The 16643-nt window shown below is 70.7% G+C and carries 19 protein-coding genes; 10 read left to right on the top strand and 9 right to left on the bottom strand.

The annotated features are described in order from the left end of the window. Nucleotides 1-81 precede the first annotated feature (81 nt). Complete coding sequence (locus tag AB0L45_RS07240) at nucleotides 82-720, bottom strand: CatB-related O-acetyltransferase (RefSeq protein WP_365837001.1); 639 nt, start codon at nucleotides 718-720, stop codon at nucleotides 82-84. Nucleotides 721-919: 199 nt separating this feature from the next. Here AB0L45_RS07240 and AB0L45_RS07235 point away from each other — a divergent pair, with 199 nt between their 5' ends. The 3 genes from AB0L45_RS07235 to AB0L45_RS07225 all read left to right on the top strand — a co-directional run bounded on the left by AB0L45_RS07235 (nucleotide 920) and on the right by AB0L45_RS07225 (nucleotide 2501). After that, the gene (locus AB0L45_RS07235; protein WP_365836999.1) at nucleotides 920-1369 is read left to right on the top strand and encodes a MarR family winged helix-turn-helix transcriptional regulator; all 450 of its coding nucleotides are present in this window, start codon (nucleotides 920-922) and stop codon (nucleotides 1367-1369) included. 194 nt (nucleotides 1370-1563) lie between these two features. Further along, nucleotides 1564-1785 carry a hypothetical protein gene (locus AB0L45_RS07230; protein WP_365836997.1) on the top strand — a complete coding sequence of 74 codons (222 nt, stop codon included), beginning with the start codon at nucleotides 1564-1566 and terminating at the stop codon, nucleotides 1783-1785. A gap of 161 nt (nucleotides 1786-1946) precedes the next feature. Then, on the top strand, nucleotides 1947-2501 hold the full coding sequence (locus tag AB0L45_RS07225; protein WP_365836995.1) for a Uma2 family endonuclease: 555 nt from the start codon (nucleotides 1947-1949) through the stop codon (nucleotides 2499-2501). 80 nt (nucleotides 2502-2581) lie between these two features. Here the strand turns inward: AB0L45_RS07225 and AB0L45_RS07220 are convergent, their stop codons facing one another. Next, a complete protein-coding gene (locus AB0L45_RS07220) occupies nucleotides 2582-2836 on the bottom strand; it encodes a GntR family transcriptional regulator (RefSeq protein WP_125045912.1) in 255 nt (84 codons plus the stop codon). Nucleotides 2837-3137: 301 nt separating this feature from the next. Here AB0L45_RS07220 and AB0L45_RS07215 point away from each other — a divergent pair, with 301 nt between their 5' ends. Then, complete coding sequence (locus AB0L45_RS07215) at nucleotides 3138-3284, top strand: hypothetical protein (RefSeq protein ID WP_365836993.1); 147 nt, start codon at nucleotides 3138-3140, stop codon at nucleotides 3282-3284. Continuing rightward, nucleotides 3281-3625: a hypothetical protein gene (locus AB0L45_RS07210; RefSeq protein WP_365836991.1), complete on the top strand. Its 345-nt coding sequence runs from the start codon at nucleotides 3281-3283 to the stop codon at nucleotides 3623-3625. Before AB0L45_RS07215 ends, AB0L45_RS07210 begins: the two co-directional genes overlap by 4 nt. Nucleotides 3626-3661: 36 nt before the next feature. Here AB0L45_RS07210 and AB0L45_RS07205 read toward each other — a convergent pair whose 3' ends face one another. The 3 genes from AB0L45_RS07205 to AB0L45_RS07195 all read right to left on the bottom strand — a co-directional run bounded on the left by AB0L45_RS07205 (nucleotide 3662) and on the right by AB0L45_RS07195 (nucleotide 5949). Next, complete coding sequence (locus AB0L45_RS07205; protein ID WP_365836989.1) at nucleotides 3662-3880, bottom strand: hypothetical protein; 219 nt, start codon at nucleotides 3878-3880, stop codon at nucleotides 3662-3664. A gap of 126 nt (nucleotides 3881-4006) precedes the next feature. Next, a complete protein-coding gene (locus tag AB0L45_RS07200; protein WP_365836987.1) occupies nucleotides 4007-4378 on the bottom strand; it encodes a RidA family protein in 372 nt (123 codons plus the stop codon). A 59-nt stretch (nucleotides 4379-4437) separates the two neighbouring features. Next, nucleotides 4438-5949, bottom strand: a complete 1512-nt coding sequence (locus AB0L45_RS07195; RefSeq protein ID WP_365836985.1) for a monooxygenase — start codon at nucleotides 5947-5949, stop codon at nucleotides 4438-4440. 64 nt (nucleotides 5950-6013) lie between these two features. Between AB0L45_RS07195 and AB0L45_RS07190 the strand changes: the two genes are divergently transcribed. Both AB0L45_RS07190 and AB0L45_RS07185 read left to right on the top strand, forming a co-directional pair. Continuing rightward, nucleotides 6014-6775: a TetR/AcrR family transcriptional regulator gene (locus AB0L45_RS07190; RefSeq protein WP_365836983.1), complete on the top strand. Its 762-nt coding sequence runs from the start codon at nucleotides 6014-6016 to the stop codon at nucleotides 6773-6775. Between the two features lie 454 nt (nucleotides 6776-7229). Then, nucleotides 7230-8804 (top strand): MFS transporter, encoded by a 1575-nt coding sequence (locus tag AB0L45_RS07185; protein WP_365836981.1) that lies wholly within the window; start codon nucleotides 7230-7232, stop codon nucleotides 8802-8804. A gap of 86 nt (nucleotides 8805-8890) precedes the next feature. Here the strand turns inward: AB0L45_RS07185 and AB0L45_RS07180 are convergent, their stop codons facing one another. After that, nucleotides 8891-9121 (bottom strand): hypothetical protein, encoded by a 231-nt coding sequence (locus tag AB0L45_RS07180; protein ID WP_365836979.1) that lies wholly within the window; start codon nucleotides 9119-9121, stop codon nucleotides 8891-8893. 282 nt (nucleotides 9122-9403) lie between these two features. Between AB0L45_RS07180 and AB0L45_RS07175 the strand changes: the two genes are divergently transcribed. From AB0L45_RS07175 to AB0L45_RS07165, 3 genes are all read left to right on the top strand, one after another. Next, a complete protein-coding gene (locus AB0L45_RS07175) occupies nucleotides 9404-9877 on the top strand; it encodes a MarR family transcriptional regulator (protein WP_365836977.1) in 474 nt (157 codons plus the stop codon). A gap of 11 nt (nucleotides 9878-9888) precedes the next feature. Beyond that, nucleotides 9889-12459, top strand: coding sequence for an MFS transporter (locus AB0L45_RS07170; RefSeq protein WP_365836975.1), 2571 nt, complete (start codon nucleotides 9889-9891; stop codon nucleotides 12457-12459). 230 nt (nucleotides 12460-12689) lie between these two features. Further along, on the top strand, nucleotides 12690-13547 hold the full coding sequence (locus AB0L45_RS07165; protein WP_365836973.1) for a YceI family protein: 858 nt from the start codon (nucleotides 12690-12692) through the stop codon (nucleotides 13545-13547). A 96-nt stretch (nucleotides 13548-13643) separates the two neighbouring features. Here AB0L45_RS07165 and AB0L45_RS07160 read toward each other — a convergent pair whose 3' ends face one another. From AB0L45_RS07160 to AB0L45_RS07150, 3 genes are all read right to left on the bottom strand, one after another. Continuing rightward, nucleotides 13644-13880 (bottom strand): chaplin, encoded by a 237-nt coding sequence (locus AB0L45_RS07160; RefSeq protein WP_365836971.1) that lies wholly within the window; start codon nucleotides 13878-13880, stop codon nucleotides 13644-13646. Nucleotides 13881-14047: 167 nt separating this feature from the next. After that, nucleotides 14048-14887 (bottom strand): TetR/AcrR family transcriptional regulator, encoded by an 840-nt coding sequence (locus AB0L45_RS07155; protein WP_365836969.1) that lies wholly within the window; start codon nucleotides 14885-14887, stop codon nucleotides 14048-14050. 43 nt (nucleotides 14888-14930) lie between these two features. After that, on the bottom strand, nucleotides 14931-16511 hold the full coding sequence (locus tag AB0L45_RS07150) for an MFS transporter (RefSeq protein ID WP_365836967.1): 1581 nt from the start codon (nucleotides 16509-16511) through the stop codon (nucleotides 14931-14933). Nucleotides 16512-16643: the final 132 nt, after the last annotated feature.

Genomic DNA, 16643 nt, shown 5'->3' with positions numbered 1-16643 from the left:
GCAAGCCGCCGAGGTCGTGCGGCCACGGCCTCGGGGCACCTGATGCCCCGGTCACGTCTATGGCTATGGCTATGGCTACGGCTACGGCGCCACCGCCGCCAGATCCTCCACCGACCCCGACATGATCGTCCGAACATGCTCGGTGATGTGCTCGACCGGCCAGTCCCACCAGGCCAGTTCGAGCAGCCGGGCGGTGTCGGCCGCGTCGTAGCGGCGGCGGATCAGCTTGGCCGGATTGCCGCCGACGATGCCGTAATCGGGTACGTCGTCCACGACGACGGCCCCGGAGGCGATGACCGCGCCGTGTCCGATCCGTACGCCGGGCATGACCATGGACCCGTACCCGAACCACACGTCGTTGCCGACCACCGTGTCGCCCTTGCCCGGCAGCCCGCTGATCAGGTCGAAGTGGTCGGACCACGACCCACCCATGATCGGGAAGGGGAACGTCGAGGGGCCGTCCATCCGGTGGTTGGCGCCGTTCATGATGAACCGCACACCCTCGCCCAGCGCGCAGTACTTGCCGATGATCAGCTTTTCGGGCCCGTAGTGGTACAGCACGTTCCGCGTCTCGAACGCGGTCGGGTCGTCCGGGTCGTCGTAGTACGAGAAGTCACCGGCCTCGATGAGCGGCGAGGTGACGAGGGGCTTCAGCAGCACCACCCGCGGCTGGCCGGGCATCGGGTGTACGACGTTCGGGTCAGCGGGGACCAGTGGCATCGGGCATCGACCTCTCGTAAGGGGTACAGGCGGGATACGGGTGGGGCCGTACCGTGCTCCCGGCCCGCACGTCATGATCCCAACCGCCACCACCACGGACGACCGATTAACCGATCAACCCCAGGCTCCGCCCCCGCCACCTGGGACACTGAGACCGGAAGAGCCCCGTACTCGCGCACACCGGTAGGGAGAGTCACAGGTGAGCAAGGCGCCGGAGAGTCCCCTGTCGACGGTCATGATGGTGATCGCCACCGGAAGGCGTCTGCAGGAGCAGCTGGAAACGCGGCTCACCGGCATCGGCCTGTCGATGCGGCTGTTCGGGGCGCTCGGGCACATCTCCCGCGACCCCGACCTGTCGTACAGCGACCTGGCCCGCCGCGCGGGCGTGACGAGCCAGAGCATGCGCGCGACCGTCCTCATGCTGGAGGAACTGGGCGCGGTAGAACGCAATCTGCGCGGCCAGGGCCACCGCGCACGTCTGGAGCTGACCGAGCAGGGCCGCACGCTGCTCACCCAGGCGCGGGGCATCCTGTCCGAACTGGACGAGGAGTTCCTGAAGGCAGCGGGGCAGGACCAGAAGGCGGCCGTGGACGCCGCCTGCGAGCGCGCGCTGGCCCAGGGGGGTCCGTTCCCCTTCCGGCCGGAGTAGTCCGGGCGGCCGGTCCGGGGCCCCGGGGCCTGGGCCCCTTTGGCCAGGCCAACGCGTTAGCCGTGCGTTAGTCCACTTCGACAGGATCGTTCCGGCAGTGATCGTTCCGCAGCATTCGGAACGTCGGGTGCGCTCGCTGCCCGCAGCGCCTGGCGCACCCAACCGGGAAGAGAAACGTTGGAGTGAGACAAGAAGTGCGTAACCTCCGTAAGAAGGCAGCAGTCGGCCTGGCCGCCCTGGCCACGGTCTCGGGCATCTCGGTCGCCACGGCAGGCTCGGCGTCCGCCGAGAATCGCCACTTCCCGACGAAGGCCGCCTGTTTCGACGCCGGCAACGCGGCGATGGCTCCCGGCAACATCAGGGGCTTCCGCTGCATGCCGGCCGGCCCCGGTGACTTCGTCCTGGAGATCTACTGACGGGGATCGGGTAGCGCGCCGACAGCACAGCCGAGCGCGAGCCGTGCCTCACCACCGGCCGGAGCCATCCCCGTGGCTCCGTCCGGTGCCGTAGTTACACGGTCGGGTGACGGCACTGAATGGGAGCATGGCCGGCCGTCGCCTTCCGTGAAGATGCGCGCATGAGCCACAAGCAGGCCGTCGGCGACACCGTCGCCCCGGAGCGTGCCCTGAAGACCGCCCTCCGGCATGCCCACGGCGGCCGGGCCCAGCTCATCGAGGGAGTCATCGAGCCGCTGCGCCTGTCCTGGGCCCACGAGACCACCGCAGACCGCCTCCGCCATCAGCTCGGCACCCGCGCCGCCGACCTCCACTGCATCATCGGCTCCGGCGACCTCGACCTGCCCGGCTCACCCAACTGGTACATACCCGACCTCGCCGTCGTCCCGGCCGCCGTAGCCAAAGGCGCCGGCGCCCTCCTCCCTGATCAGACACTGCTGGTTGTGGAGGTCACGTCGGAGGCGGATGCCCACACCGACCGCATCGCCAAGCGCCGCCGCTACGCCGAGTACGGAGCGCCGCTGTACTTGCTCGTAGACCGACAGCAGCGCACGCTCACCCTGTTCGCCGAGCCCGGCCGACTCGGCTACACCCGCATCACCGGCCCGCTGCCGTACGGGACGCCGCTGCGCGTCCCCGACCCGTTCGGGACGGACCTGAACACGGGCGACCTGTGAGCGACCGGCTCGGCTGGGCCGAATCAGCGGCCCCTACGGCCAAGGTCCTGGCCGGGTCAGGCGGGTGTACGGCGGCGGCGTCAGCCCTCGTCGGTCGATTCGTCGACGTTGCGCTCGGTCACGAATGACCCCATGCCAGGTGTGGTGACGATGAGCCCGTCCTTTCGGAGGGCGGCAGTCACCTTCCGAACTGTCACGCGCGCGACACCGAACTCCTGCTCCATCTTCACTTCGGAGATGAGGTGGCGCGGAGGGTAGGCCCCACTCGCGATCCGCTCTCGGATCACGTCGGCAATCTGCATCCACTTGGGCCGCGTCGGATCGAACTCCATCACGAACGGGACTCTACGCATGGGTAACTAACCCGGCATAGATGCGCCCGTAGGCACCTAGGTGTATACAGGAGCTAACAGGGCTGTATGAGCTTTCCGAAGGAAGGTGAGCCCCGGCGACCGCTGCAACCGGCCCCGGGGCATGGCCGACTGTCCCAAAAGCGAAAAGAGCGTCGACGTGCACCACCGTATCCGCCGCGCCATGACCTGGCTGAGGTATCACCTCGCACCGCCAGCGTCTGCCCCCGTCACTACCCTTCGCGCGCCTGTGCGCCCCACCCGCACCGCGAGGCCGGTGCACCGCGTGCCGAGTTCACTCGACACCCCCCTGAACACCGACACCTCCCCCCTCGTACGCCCCTACCTCACCGCCTACGAAGCGCAGTACACCGAACGGCAAGCCCGCCGCTTCGCGCGCATCCGCGCGATGCACGGGGAGTTCGCCGTATGAGCGCGGCGGAGGGGCCCGTACCGGGCATGCGCCTGCTGCCCTGGTCGCAGGAGGGTGGCAAGCAGTGTCTGCTGTCGACCGACGGTGACGGCTACGTGGCGCGGTTCGCGGACGACATGGAGGCGGCGCAGCTCGACATGGGTACGGAGCTGCTCGATCACGCCGGGATGATGCTGGGCGAACCTGACGCGTCCGCCAGTGAGCTGCGCTTTCTCGCCAATCGGTTGGTCGAGGCGCTGCACGACGCGTTGCGGGTCGCCGACAGCCGAGGCCGGCGGATTCCCGGCCTGGGCGGTGCGAGCGGAAAGGGGGGTGTCGGCCGCTCGGCCGCGGCCGAGTGAGGGGACGTCAGGCCGGCGGGGCCGAGGGCGGGCCGGTCAGTTCAGGGCGAGCCAGACGGCGCCGACGACGACCGCGATCGCGATGATCACGCCGACGATGACACCGATGCGGGGGCCGCCGGACGACTGCTGCCGGGCCGCCGCCCGGCGGCCGCCGGGCTCGGGGGTGCCCTCGTCCACGAAGGCGCGGAACATCTGCGTGCTGCCGGCCGGGTCGGGCTGGCCGTTGGCCGGGTTCTGCTGGTAGTTCGCCATAGGCCAGGACACTAGCGAACCCGGCATGGACGGCACACCCCTGGGCCTCGTGCGTCACAGCACAGTTGCCCCGCCGATCCGCTTCACCGGCTCCACCGGCTCCACCAACCTCAGGCCCCACCGGCCCTAACGGGTGCGCAACGCCGCCACCACTTCGACTTCCAGCAGGTACTCAGGTGCGAAGAGGGCGGCGACGCCCACCAGTGTGCTCGCCGGTGCCTCCGTAGTGCCCGCTCGCAGCGGGGCGAAGATCTCAGGAAGCAAGGCGGGGGTGTAGTCCACTACGTAGACGGTTTCTTTGATGATGTCGTCCCGGGTGGCGCCGACCGCCGCGAGGGCCGTATCCAGGTTGCGGGCTATCTGGGCGGCCTGGGCCGCGTGATCGCCGAGTCCGACGGGCCGTCCGTCGGCGTCCCAGGCGACCTGCCCCGACAGGTGCGCCAGCCGTACGCCTTCGGTGACGACGACTTGGTTGACAAAGGGTGCCTGGCTGGGCAAGGCGGAGGGATTGAGGCGCTGTGGAGGCGTGACGGCGCCGCCCTCTCGGGGCCCGGGGTTCACGACGGCGTTCCCGCCCAGGCCGTGAGCGCCTCGGTCCGTTCGGCCCGGCGAGCGCGGGCGTCGGTGGTACGGGTGGCCCAGGCCACGTGGCCGTCGGGGCGTACGAGGATCTCGGTCACGCCGTCCAGGTGGGGGTGGGCGTCCCGTGCGGTGACGGTGACGGGGGTGACGCGCGAGCCCCAGCCTTCGGTGACCGTCGGCCCGAGGTCCGGCGCGTCGCCCGCGAGATCGAGGTGGACGTACCGGGCGGCCGGGAGGAGTTCGTACACCCGTATCGCCTCCGATCCGGCGGCGGTCAGGCCGATGTCCGGCATCCGGTGCCCCACCAGCGGGTCGGCACCGGGGGTGGTCGGCGGGTAGGCCGTGCCGAGGGCGGAGACCCGGGCGGCGAGGGTGCGGTTGACCTGCGGCATGGTGAGGAGTTCGTCGAAGAGGGCGCGCAGGGCCGTGGCGGGGCGCTGGTACTGCGGTACGAGGGTCAGTTCGGCCAGCAGGGTCTGGATCTCGGTGTTCTCGGTGACGGACTGCCCGACGGGGCGGCGTTCCGCGTCGTAGCTGTCCAGGAGGCCGGGCGGGGCCCAGCCGTTGACCACGGCGGCCAGCTTCCAGCCGAGGTTCATCGCGTCCTGGAGGCCGGTGTTGAGGCCCTGGCCCGCCGCGGGGAAGTGGAGGTGGGCGGCGTCGCCCGCCAGGAGGACGCGCCCGGCGCGGTAGCTCTCGGCGAGCCGGGTGGCGTTGCCGAAGCGGGAGAGCCAACGCGGTTCGGCAACGCCACAGTCGGAGCCGCAGATCCGGGTCAGGGACGCGCGGAACTCCTCCAGGGTCACGGGGTCGCCGGACGGCACCCGGATGCGCTCCGGGTCCAGGTAGACGAGCCGGACGACGCCGTCCTCCATGGGCGCGACCAGTACGCCCCGCTCGCGGGCGGTGTCGAGGGCGGCGGGGTCGGTGACCGCGAAGTCGCCGAGCACGCCGGTCAAGGTTTCGTCCGTACCCGGGAAGGCGATGCCGGCGGACTGCCGTACGACGCTGCGGCCGCCGTCGCAGCCGACGACGTAACGGGCCCGTATCGTCGCGACGCCGCCGTCACCTCCCCGCACCTTGACCTCGGCCCCGTCGCCGTCCTGGCTCACCCCGGCGACCTCGTACCCGCGCTCGATCTCGACGTCCAGCTCCCGGGCGCGCTCCGCCAGCAGCGCCTCGGTGTGCGCCTGGGCGAGGAACAGCGAGTAGCCGTGCCGGGAGTCCAGCGTGGAGAAGTCCAGGTGGGTGGGGAGCTGGGCGAAGTGCCAGCCGGGGACGGTGCGGCCGAGCGGCAGAAAGCGGTCGAGCAGCCCGCGCTGGTCCATCAGCTCCACGCTGCGCGGTTGCAGGCTGAGCGCCCGGGAGTCGCGCTGCGGTGCGGTACGGCGTTCCAGTACGCGGGTGTGTACGCCGGCCAGCGCCAGCTCGCAGGCGAGCATCAGGCCCGTCGGACCCGCGCCCACGACCACCACGTCAACGTTCATCGGAGTGCCCCTCCTCAATTAGTGAACAGCGTTCACGTGAACGGCGTTCACTATAGTGAGGCCCATGAGCTCCCCGTCAAGCCCGTCCCGCGGCCGGCCCGCCCGGCTCGACCGCACGCGCACCCTGCAAACCGCCCTTGACCTGCTGAATCAGTCGGGCCTCGACGCGCTGACCATGCGCCGGCTCGCCGACGCCATGGGCGTACAGGCCGGCGCCCTGTACCGCTATTTCGCGACCAAGCAGGAACTGCTGACCGCGATGGCGGAACGGATGATGGAAGGCGCCGCGGAAGCGGCCACCGGGGCGAGCGCGGGCTACACCTGGCAACAGCAGCTCACCGCCCTCGCCCGCGCCGCACGCAACGCCCTGCTCACCCACCGCGACGGGGCCCGCGTCTTCGCCGGCACCCACGCGACCGGCGCCAGCGTCCTCGGCTTCGCGGACGCATTCGTGGGCGTCCTGCGCGAAGCGGGCTTTCCCGATGACGACGCGGCCCGCACCCTCTACTCGGTGATCAACTTCACGGTGGGGCACACCCTGGAGGAGCAGGCGGCTCTTCAGCTGGAGAGCGGAAGGACGGAGGGCGCCGACACGGGGGGCGGGAGGCCGGAGGGCGCCGACACCGGAGGCGGGAGGCCGGAGGGCGCGGTCCCCGAAGGCGCGGGGGCCCTGCGCGACGCCGTGACGACGGGCACGTATCCCCACCTCGCCGCCACCCTGCCCGCCCTGACCAGCACGGACTTCACCGCGCTCTTCGAGTTCGGACTCGACCTGATCGTCGAAGGGCTACGGGCGCGGCGCGCCCGGGCAGCGGCGACAGGATGAAGATCGCCCACACCCCGGCACCGAGGGACGCCCCGTGGTGCCTTTCACCCGTTCACCTCCTCGCCCCCTCACGCCCTCACCCCCTCACTCCCTCACAGGGGCGGGCCCACTATCTGGTGGGCGTCGGGGCCCGGGGTGTCGTACCGTGGACGGGTTCCTGTGCCGAGATGCCGGGGACAGTGACCCGATTGCCTGTTTCCTGTTTCCTGCTGTGTCGATCTTGAGGTGACGTCCTATCAACCAGGCCATGTAGTCGTCCGCGTTCCCCGCGTGCTGTTGTGTCGCACGTGTCCGGGGGCGGACGTCGCGCTGGCCTGAGTTGCGTCACCCCCCCCGCAGTTTTCTGTCTTTTCCCGGGTGCAGCTCTGCCGTCTGCCCCGGGTTTCGTGTGTTCCGGCCTCGGTGCGGCTGTCGGCAGGGCTCCCCGATTCCTTTGGATCAGGAGTTTCCCGTCGTGTCTTCCTCCGCGCTCGACAACGAGCCGCAGCACACCACTCCACCCCCGGGCCACCCCACGCCCCCGGACCACCCCACACGCCCGGACCACCCCGCATCCCTGGACCGCCCCGCACCCGGCCTGTCGAAGATGGGCGTGGCTGCCTGGATCGCCCTCCTGGTGTTGCTGGGCGCCGAGCTGATGGACATGATCGACCAGTCGGTCGTCCTGACCGCGCTGCCCGCGATCCAGGAGTCCACTGGCGCCGGGCCGGACGTGGTGCAGTGGCTGACCACCGGCTATTCCCTGCCCATCGCCGTCGGGCTGATCACCGGCGGACGCCTCGGCGACCGCTACGGCCGGCGCCGGATCCTCCTCATCGGCACCGTCGTGTTCACCACGGCCTCGCTGCTGTGCGGCCTTGCCGCCGGGCCGGGCGTGCTGATCAGCGCCCGCGGGCTCCAGGGCGTGGGAGTGGCCCTGATGATCCCGCAGATCCTCGCCACCCTCCATGTCACCTTCGAGGGGCAGAACCAGAACCGCAGCACAGTGTTCGGGCTGTACGGGGCCGTCATGTCGCTCGCCAATGTCCTGGGCCCGGTGATGGGCGGACTGCTGGCCGAGGCGGACCTGTTCGGGCTGTCCTGGCGGCCGATCTTCCTGGTCAACGTGCCCGTCGGCCTCGCCGTGATCCTCCTGGGACGGCGCTTCATCCCCGAATCGACCGTCCAGAAGGCCGACCGGCTCGACCTGACCGGCATGCTGCTGTCCGCACTGGCCATCGTCCTGATCGTCCTCCCGCTCACCGAGGGGCACCTCCATCACTGGCCCCTGTGGTGCTTCGCCCTGCTCGCCACCGGCCTCCTCGTCCTCGCTGTCTTCCTGCGCCACCAGCAGTGCAAGCAGAACAGCGCACCCCTCGTAGCCCTGTCCCTCTTCCGGAACAGGCAGTTCTCCGGCGGCATGGCCGCACAGCTGATGCACGGCCTGCTGTGCGGGCTGTTCTTCATGACCTGGACCCTCTACCTCCAGCACGGACTGGGCATGAGCCCGTTCCACGCGGCCCTGGCCTTCGTGCTGCTCTCCCTCGGAGAGCTGGCCGACGCGACGGTCACGGCGAAGAGCGGCGGACGCTTCGCCCGCCGCCTTCCTCAGGCCGGAGCCCTCATCACGCTCGCTGCGACGGCTGCCTACGGGCTCCAGGCCGACGCAGGCCAGGGGGACCTCACCCTGCCGGCGATGACCGCTCCGGTGGTGCTGATCGGATTCGGCCTCGGCATGGTCGGCGGTCCGCTCGCCGACATGTCGCTGGCCAGGGTTCCGCATGAGGACGCCGGGTCGGCCTCGGGCCTGTTCAATACCGTCATGCACCTGGGCATCGCCCTCGGGACCGCGCTGACCGCCCTGGTGTTCTTCGCCACCACCGGCGGCTCACCCGACGCCGGGCTCAACCGCGACGCGTTCATCACCGTGCTGTGGTGGGTCGGCAGCCTCCTCGCCCTGATGTGGGCCCTGCTGTTCTGCCTGCCCAAGCAGGCCGACAAGCAGGCCGACAAGCAGGTCGGCAACCACGCCGGCAACCACGCCGACTGAGCCACTCCCAGGCTCCGGCCACGACGTCGGTCGGCGCCGGGGCCTGGGGCGGGCCAGGGCCGGGGCCGGGGCCGGGGCCTGGTCCCTCAGTCCCCGTCATCCTCGCCGTCTTCGGCAGCACCCGGATACCGGAAGGGGCACAGGCTCTGGCCGGGGCCGCAGGCGGCAATGCCGAACAGGTAGCGGCACACGAAGTCGATATGCCGATCCTTGAGCGGGTCGAGGCGGGCTTCGACCCCGTCCTTGAGCAGGGAGAGGCGGGCTTCGACCCCGTCCCTGAGCAGGGAGAGGCAGGCGACGACCCCCTCCTTCAGCAAGGAGAGGCAGGCGAATGCCCCCGACCTTCAGCAAGGAGAGGCGGGCGACGCCCCCGACCTTCAGCAAGGAGAGCCGGGCGTCGACCTCGCCCTTGATGCCGTGCCCCTCGGCGCACCCCCACCTGACCTGCCCCTTCACCTCCCCACCCCACCCCCTTGACCGTTGATCTTGCCAACCTTTTGGGTTCTTTTACCTTCGTACCCCACGGAATCGTTTGCCTTCAGCAACCAAGTGGTTCTACGGTTGCTCAAGGCAACAAAAGAAGAAGTGCGGAGGTGCCCATGGCCGCTCAGAGTCAGTACGAGGAGCTGGCCCGGCAGCTCAGTGCCATCGGTGCCGTCAAGCGTGAGATGGGGCGGATCCTGCCGCCCGACTGCCCGCCCGCTTCGGCCGGTGTGCTCACCCTGCTCGACCGGTTCGGCGAGATGCGGATGAGCAAGCTGGCGGAGCTGCTCGCGATCGACATGTCGGTCACGAGCCGGCATGTGGCCCACGCCGCCGAGCGCGGCTGGATCGAGCGCGAGCCCGACCCGCAGGACAAGCGGTCGCGGCTGCTGCGGCTGACACCGAGCGGCAGGCTGCTCCTCGCAGAGCTCTCCGAGCGCTACACAGCATCACTCGCCCGGTATCTGGACGACTGGTCCGACAGCGACGTCGGCCGTCTCAACGAGTTGCTCGCCAGGCTCCGTACGAGCTTCGGCGACTGCCGGACCCGGGCGCATCACGAACCCACCACCCGCACACCCGCGGAATGAAAAGGAATTACATGGCTACGACCACACCATCCGGTGTGCGGGGCGGCCACGCCAAGCACGGGGGCCACCCGGCCCCCGACGGGGCGCCCATGACGCACCGTCAGATCATGGAGGCGATATCCGGGCTGCTGCTCGGCATGTTCGTCGCCATCCTGTCCTCGACGATCGTCTCCAACGCGCTGCCCGAGATCATCCATGACCTCAAGGGCGGCCAGAGCGCGTACACCTGGGTCGTCACCGCGTCGCTGCTGGCGATGACCGCGACCACCCCGCTGTGGGGCAAGCTGTCCGACCTGTTCAGCAAGAAGCTGCTGGTCCAGGTCGCGCTGGTGATCTACGTGGCGGGCTCGGTGGTGGCCGGTCTGTCGCAGAACTCCGGCATGCTGATCGCCTGCCGTGTCGTGCAGGGCATCGGCGTGGGCGGTCTGTCCGCGCTGGCCCAGATCGTCATGGCCGCGATGATCTCCCCGCGGGAGCGCGGCCGTTACAGCGGCTACATCGGCGCCACCTTCGCGGTCGCCACCGTCGGCGGCCCGCTGCTGGGCGGCGTCATCACCGACACCAGCTGGATGGGCTGGCGCTGGTGCTTCTACGTCGGCGTGCCGTTCGCGGTGATCGCCCTGATCGTCCTCCAGAAGACCCTGAAGCTGCCCGTGGTCAAGCGGGACGTCAAGGTCGACTGGGCGGGTGCGTTCTTCATCAGCGCGGCGGTCTCGCTGCTGCTGGTGTGGGTGACCCTGGCGGGCGACAAGTACGACTGGATCTCCGGCCAGACCTTCGCCATGGTCGGCGGCGCGATTGTGCTCGGCGCGATCTTCGTGTTCGTCGAGTCCAAGGCGAGCGAGCCGATCATCCCGCTGCGGCTGTTCCGCAACAAGACGATCACCCTGGCCTCGCTGGCCTCGCTGTTCGTCGGTATCGCGATGTTCTCCGGCACCGTCTTCTTCAGCCAGTACTTCCAGCTGGCGCGCGGCGAGTCGCCGACGATGTCCGGGATCATGACGATCCCGATGATCGGTGGTCTGTTCATCTCCTCGACCGTCTCCGGTCAGATCATCACCAAGACCGGTCGCTGGAAGGCCTGGCTGGTCTCCGGTGGCGTGCTGGTGACCGCGGGCCTCGGCCTGCTGGGCACCATCCGGTACGACACCGAGTACTGGCACATCGCGATCTTCATGGCGCTGATGGGCCTCGGCATCGGCATGATGATGCAGAACCTGGTGCTGTGCACGCAGAACCAGGTCGCCCCGAAGGACCTCGGCTCCGCCTCCTCCGTCGTGACCTTCTTCCGCTCCCTCGGTGGTGCGGTGGGCGTCTCGGCGCTCGGTGCGGTGCTCGCCAACCGCGTCACGCACTACGTCAAGGACGGCGTGCAGGAGCTCGGCCCGCAGGCCGCAGCGAAGTTCGCGCAGGGCGGCGCCGGCGGCGGTGGCGGCATCCCGGACCTGGACGCCCTCCCGGCCCCGTTCCGGACGATCATGGAGAGCGCCTACGGGCACGGCGTCGCCGACGTCTTCCTGTACGCCGCTCCGTGCGCGCTGCTCGCCTTCCTGCTGACGCTGTTCATCAAGGAGGTCGCGCTGAAGACCCAGGGTGGCCTGGCGCAGTCCAGCGAGTCGGAGGCGGCGCCCGCCGCCGCCGGTGCGGCCGCCGCCGCGGCGCCGCAGCCGGAGCCCGCCCTCGTGGGCGCCGGTGCCCCGGCGGGCCAGGACGACGACGGCCGGGCGCCCTCCTGGGCGCAGCAGCCGGCGGCGTCGGCCACCACCCAGCCGCTGGCGGCGTACGCCTCGGCGGGCGGCGGTGCCGAGGTCCCGGCCGGTCCGGCGATCCACGGCTCGGTCCGCAACGCGGAGGGCCACCCGGTCGTCAACTCCGCGGTCACGCTGATCTCGCTCAGCGGCAGCCAGCTGGGCCGCTCGGTGGTCCAGGCCAACGGCTCGTACGTGCTGAACGCTCCGAGCGCCGGTTCGTACGTGCTGATCGCGGCGGCCGACGGCCACCAGCCGCAGGCGTCCACGGTCGTCGTCGGCGACCAGGCCCTGGCCTACGACATCCTGCTCAGCGGCACCAGCGGCCTCGGCGGCCAGGTCCGCAGCGCGGTCACCGGCGAGCCGGTGGCGGACGCGATGGTCGTGGTCACCGACGTACGCGGTGAGGTGCTGGCCACCGGCAAGACCGCGCCGGAGGGGTACTTCTCCTTCGACGAGCTGGCCCCCGGCACGTACACCATCGCCGTCAACGCGGCCGACTTCCGGCCGACGGCACTGCCGGTCGAGGTCGGCGGGCAGGGCACCACCCGGATGGAGATCGAGCTGCTGTCCGGCGCCCGGGTGCAGGGCGTCGTACGGGCCGGCGCCGACCGGCGGCCGCTGCCGGACGCGCGGGTCACGCTCGTGGACGCGGCGGGCAACGTCGTGGCCACCTCCACCACCGGTGAGGACGGCGCGTACGCCTTCACCGACCTGGACGCGGGCGACTACACGGTCATCGCGAGCGGCTACCCGCCGGTCGCCAACGGCCTGACGGTCGACGCGCGCGGGGTCGACGGGTACGACGTCGAGCTCGCCCACCCCGGCGAGTGATCCCGGGCCCGGGGGCCTGCCGTACGGCGGCGGGCCCCCGGGAGCCCCGGCCGAGCCCGGCAGCCCCGGGCCGGCCGGGGGACAGAACCCCGGTGCGCGGCGGCCTTCTGAGCGGAAAGGCGGCGCGGACCGGACCCCAGGGCTCCGGCGGCGGTACGCGCACAGGCAGGGGACGGCCTGCGTGCCGCCGCCCGGAGCCCGACATGTGAGAGGCAAGAACGGGAGTGGGAATGACTTCGACGGGCGCGGCAGCGGGAGCGGCCAACGGCGCGGGCGTACGCGCACAGGTCCGTACACGGGACGGCTGGGCGGTGCAGCACGCGGTGCTGACCGTCACCGACATGACCGGCGCCCAGGTGCTGCGCGCGGCGGCCGACGAGGACGGTGTCGTACGGGACGCACAGCCGCTGGCCCCCGGCCCGTACACGGTGATCGTGACGGCCGTCGGTTACGCGCCGGTCGCCTCCAGCGCGATCGTCACGGCGAGCGGCCGGATGGACGTCGGCAACGTGACGCTGGCGCGGCAGGGCGGGGCCGAGCTGCCGCCGCCCGGCGCCTGGACCATCGACCCGATGCACTCGACGGTCGCGGCGACCGCCCAGCACCTGGGCATCACCAGCGTGCACGGCCGCTTCCTGGACTTCGCGGGCCGGATCGAGATCGCCGAGGACCTGGAGAAGTCGTCGGTCGAGGCGGTCATCAAGACGGCGTCGATCGACACCGGCAACGGGATGCGCGACGGGCACCTGCGGACCGGGGACTTCCTCGACGTCGAGCAGTACCCGGAGATGACCTACCGCAGCTCCGGCCTGGAGCCGGCCGGCCCGGACCGCTGGACCGTGCACGGCGAGCTGTCGCTGCGCGGCGTGGTACGCCCGGTGGACCTGAACCTGAGCTACCTCGGCACCGGCCCCGACCCGTGGGGCGGGGTGCGGGCGGCCTTCAACGCCACCGCGGAGCTGCGCCGCGAGGACTTCAAGATGAACTACAACCAGGTCGTCGCCGCCGGTATCGCGGCGATCGGCACGACCCTCAGGGTCGAACTGGACATTCAGGCCGTACAGGGCGAGAACCTGCCCACGGCCTGACGACCCGCGGCCCCTCCCTCCCGACCGGGGTCGCATGCGACGGTGCCCCGCCCTTGCACTGCAAGGGGCGGGGCACCGTCGTGTCGGGGCGGCCCGTCAGTCGGTCTTGCACTTGCCCGAGGTGGGGCTCAGCAGCGGGACGATGTCGAGAATACTGTTGCCGCAGACATTCACACCGACGTCGACCGGTACCTGGATGGCGTTGCCGGACAGGACACCGGGCGAGTTGGCGACCTTGGCCCCCGCACCTGCGTCGGCGACGGCGGTACCGACGCTGCCCAGGACGGCGGCGACGGTCAGGACACCCGCGCTGATGGCAGTACGAACGCGCATGTAGAGCTCCTTACGCTGCGCTGAAGAATGATCAGATAAGAGGTTCACGCGGTGCCGTGATCGGAAACCGCCGCGTCCGCCGATGCCCACGTTCGGCGGGGGGCCTTCATCCGAGTGGACGCGCGCAGCGTTCGTACGGGAGTGCGGGGTGGTAGGGGCGTTTTCCGTTACCTCGGAGGGGTCCGGTCCGGCTGGTCGGCGGAGGAGCCGGCGCCATGGTCCGGAGCGCCGGCGGCGGCCGCCCGCTCCCGTTCCCGCATCGCCTCGATGCCCGCGATCTGCAGCTCCAGTGCGAAGGCGAAGTCCTCGTCCAGCATCCGTTCCGCGGACATGTCCGCACGCGCATACGTGGCGTTGACGGACAGCTCCATCGTCTCGGCGAACCGCGGCCGGCCCTGCACCGCCTGCACGACCTGGTGGAAGTACTCGTCCAAGGTGGTGCCCTCGGCCCGGCAGCGGGCACGGTGCTGGCCCTGGATGCTGCAGAACCCGTAGACGAACTGGTAGACCGCCGCCAGCGCGCCCGACGTCGACTCCTTCGACAGGCCGCTGCGAGCCATCACCCGCAGGGTCGCGTTGGAGAACGCCATCGAGCGCGGCCCGAAGTTGAGGTACTCCCCCAGGAGCCTCGGCAACCACGTGTGGGCCAGCAGCAGCTTGCGGTACTCGTGGGCGAGGTGGCGCAGCTGGTCGCGCCAGTCGGCCTGCTCGTCGGACTCGTCCGGGAGGTCGAGTTCGCCGGCCACCGCGTCCATGGCCAGTTCCAGGAGGTCGTCCTTGGTGTCGACGTACCAGTAGACGGACATGGCCGTGACCCCCAGCTCCGCGGCGAGGCGGCGCATGGAGAACTTCGCCAGGCCCTCGGCGTCCAGCAGCCGGACCGTGGCCGCGACGATCTTGTCGAGGTCCAGTCCGGCCGGCTGGTCCGCCTTGCGTTTCACCGGGGGGCGCTCGGCCAGCCACACGCTCTTCGGCTGCTTCCCGGCGCGGCTCGAAGTCGCTGCCATCTCGCGCCCTCCCTCTCGTTCACGCAGTGGTACGGAGTCGATGCTATTCCGGTCGGGCGGCGGCCGGTCCCGGGCGTACGGGGTCGTCTTCCGGGCCGGCGGGCCCGGGCGCGGCGGCAGCAGGCGCGGCGAGGCCCCGCTCCGCGCGCCGCAGCAGGAACGCCGCGAGCAGGCCGCCGAGGAAGACCGCGGCCGCGCCCACCAGTTGGCTGGTGCCGATGCCGGAGGCGAACGCGTCGTGGACGGCCGCCCGGTCCGCGTCCGTACGGACCATGGCCAGCGCGGCCGGCAGCGAACCCGCGCCCAGCGCGACCGCGGGCAGCAGCGCGGCGAAGCGGGAGTTGAGGACCGCGCCGAGGACGGCGACGCCCAGGCCCTGGCCGAACTCCATCAGCGTGCCGTTCACGCCCGCGCCCACCCCGGCCTTCTCCACCGGGATCGACGACATGATGGCGTTGGCCATCGTGGGCATCGCGAACGCCACACCGACACCCATCAGCAGCAGGCCGAGCAGCATGCCACCGTAACTGTCGCTGCCGAGGGTCGCGATGGCGGCCAGGCCGCCGGCCAGCAGGCTCATGCCCACCACGATCATGCCGGGGGTGCCCAGCCTGGGCAGCAGCTTGACGCCCAGGCCGGTGAAGTTCAGGGCCACGACCATCAGCGCCAGCGGCGCCATCCGCAGCCCGGCCTCCAGCGGCCCGTACCCGAGCACCAGTTGCAGGTGCTGGGTGAGCAGGAACATCGACCCGCCCAGGCCGAACGCCACCAGGATGCCGCCGGACACCGCGCCGATGAACCGGCTGTTGCGGAAGAAGTGCATGTCCAGCATCGGGTTCGGGATGCGCAGCTCCCACAGCGTGAACACGGCGAGGCCCACGACGCCGACGGCGGCGGAACCCAGCACCCGGCCGGAGAGCCAGCCGCTCCCGGGCCCGGAGATGATCGCGAAGACCACGCCCACCATGCCGATCATGGAGAGCAGCGCGCCGACCAGGTCAGGACGGTCACCGCTGGAATTCTTCGACTCGGGGACGAGCCGCAGCACGGCGGCGAAACCGATGAGGGCGACCGGAATGTTGATCAGGAACAGCGAGCCCCACCAGAAGTGGGCCAGCAGCGTGCCGCCGATCAGCGGCCCGGCGGCGAAGCCGAGCGAGTTCACCGAGCTCCAGATGCCGATCGCCTTCGGACGCTCGGCGTCGTCGAATATCTGCATGACGACGGCGAGCGTGGTCGTCATCAGCAGCGCGCCACCGACACCCATGGCGGCGCGGGCCGCGATCAGCTGGCCGGGCGACTGGGCGAGGGAGGCGGCGAGCGAGGCGACGCCGAACAGCACCAGGCCGGCGGCGAGCATCTTCTTGCGGCCGTACCGGTCGGCGGCGTTGCCGGCGGTGAGCAGCAGGCCGGACTGGACCAGGGAGTACGCGTTGAGCATCCACTGGACGTCGGCGGTGGTCGCGCCCATCTCCGAGGTGAGCGAGGGGACGGCGACGTTCAGGACGGTGTTGTCGAGCAGGACGGTCAGCTGCGCGAGGCAGATGACGGCGAGGATGAGCCAGCGGGTGGGATTGCGCGCCGGGCTCACGGACGGAGTGGCACTGGAGGCCACGGAGGACATATCGGGCTCCCTGTACGGAGTGATCGAGCGGATCAGGGTGCGGAGTCACGGGACATCTACACCGTACAGGGAGCGCTATACGCCGTACAGCCAATTAGGCGGAGGCGATGAGGTGGTGCGAATGACTCCATG

The sequence above is a fragment of the Streptomyces sp. NPDC052496 genome, assembly GCF_040679095.1.
Taxonomy (GTDB): Bacteria; Actinomycetota; Actinomycetes; order Streptomycetales; family Streptomycetaceae; genus Streptomyces.
This window is presented reverse-complemented; position numbering and strand designations above follow the sequence as displayed.

Excerpts from the sequence above, each read along its gene's own strand:
- AB0L45_RS07195 (WP_365836985.1), bottom strand. The coding sequence starts at position 5,949 with ATGAACGTTGACGTGGTGGTCGTGGGCGCGGGTCCGACGGGCCTGATG.
- AB0L45_RS07155 (WP_365836969.1), bottom strand. The coding sequence starts at position 14,887 with ATGGCAGCGACTTCGAGCCGCGCCGGGAAGCAGCCGAAGAGCGTGTGG.
- AB0L45_RS07160 (WP_365836971.1), bottom strand. The coding sequence starts at position 13,880 with ATGCGCGTTCGTACTGCCATCAGCGCGGGTGTCCTGACCGTCGCCGCC.
- AB0L45_RS07150 (WP_365836967.1), bottom strand. The coding sequence starts at position 16,511 with ATGTCCTCCGTGGCCTCCAGTGCCACTCCGTCCGTGAGCCCGGCGCGC.
- AB0L45_RS07175 (WP_365836977.1), top strand. The coding sequence starts at position 9,404 with ATGGCCGCTCAGAGTCAGTACGAGGAGCTGGCCCGGCAGCTCAGTGCC.
- AB0L45_RS07225 (WP_365836995.1), top strand. The coding sequence starts at position 1,947 with ATGAGCCACAAGCAGGCCGTCGGCGACACCGTCGCCCCGGAGCGTGCC.
- AB0L45_RS07170 (WP_365836975.1), top strand. The coding sequence starts at position 9,889 with ATGGCTACGACCACACCATCCGGTGTGCGGGGCGGCCACGCCAAGCAC.
- AB0L45_RS07165 (WP_365836973.1), top strand. The coding sequence starts at position 12,690 with ATGACTTCGACGGGCGCGGCAGCGGGAGCGGCCAACGGCGCGGGCGTA.
- AB0L45_RS07210 (WP_365836991.1), top strand. The coding sequence starts at position 3,281 with ATGAGCGCGGCGGAGGGGCCCGTACCGGGCATGCGCCTGCTGCCCTGG.
- AB0L45_RS07190 (WP_365836983.1), top strand. The coding sequence starts at position 6,014 with ATGAGCTCCCCGTCAAGCCCGTCCCGCGGCCGGCCCGCCCGGCTCGAC.
- AB0L45_RS07205 (WP_365836989.1), bottom strand. The coding sequence starts at position 3,880 with ATGGCGAACTACCAGCAGAACCCGGCCAACGGCCAGCCCGACCCGGCC.
- AB0L45_RS07240 (WP_365837001.1), bottom strand. The coding sequence starts at position 720 with ATGCCACTGGTCCCCGCTGACCCGAACGTCGTACACCCGATGCCCGGC.